Here is a 611-nt window from a genome sequence, read left to right as displayed (position 1 = left end):
CGACGATGACGGGACGAGACCCAGCGGACCGGAAGGACCTTCTCGATGGCGACGTCGGACTCCGCCAGCGTCCCCGCCGGACGGCCGGCCGAGCGGGGAGCGGTCGACCTCGACCGTCGGACCGTCTACTCCGGGCTCTTGTTCGGCGCCGGGATCGCGGCGTCGATGATCGACCTGTTCATCTTCCACCTGGCCCTGCACTGGCATCACTTCTACGACCGCTCCACCACCGAGGTGGCCCTGACCGCGGACGGGTTCTTCCATGCCTTCGGGTGGTTCATCACCATCTGGGGGCTGTTCCTGCTCGCCGACGTCCGACGTCGTACGGAGGTGGCGTGGCGTCGCTGGACCGCGGCGGTGGTCACCGGGGTCGGGCTGCTGCAGCTGTTCGACGGTGTCGTCGACCACAAGGTGCTGCGCATCCATCAGATCCGCTACGACGTGAACCTGCTGCCCTACGACGTGGCCTGGATCGGCTCGGCCGTGCTGCTCGTCCTCGTCGGTCTCCTTCTGCTGCGGCGGGCCCGCCCCTCCCGTTGAGCGACGTGATGAGCCACCAGCACACCGCGGGTCCCTGGGCGGTGCTCGAGATCGGCGTCGTCCTCGTCCTG

1 protein-coding gene is annotated in these 611 nt (G+C 68.7%); it reads left to right on the top strand.

Annotated features, from left to right (window positions below; genetic code table 11):
- The first annotated feature begins 45 nt into the window (after positions 1–45).
- On the top strand, positions 46–540 hold the full coding sequence (locus ABD774_RS21585; RefSeq protein ID WP_345045849.1) for a DUF2243 domain-containing protein: 495 nt from the start codon (positions 46–48) through the stop codon (positions 538–540).
- Positions 541–611: the final 71 nt, after the last annotated feature.

Origin of the sequence: Georgenia daeguensis (assembly GCF_039537705.1) — a bacterium.
In the GTDB taxonomy this organism is placed as follows: domain Bacteria; phylum Actinomycetota; class Actinomycetes; order Actinomycetales; family Actinomycetaceae; genus Georgenia; species Georgenia daeguensis.
Note: the sequence above shows the minus strand (reverse complement) of the source record. Positions and strands in the feature narration are given on the sequence as shown.

Bases quoted from the DNA above. Each gene is read 5' to 3' on its own strand.
- ABD774_RS21585 (WP_345045849.1), top strand. From the start codon at position 46: ATGGCGACGTCGGACTCCGCCAGCGTCCCCGCCGGACGGCCGGCCGAG.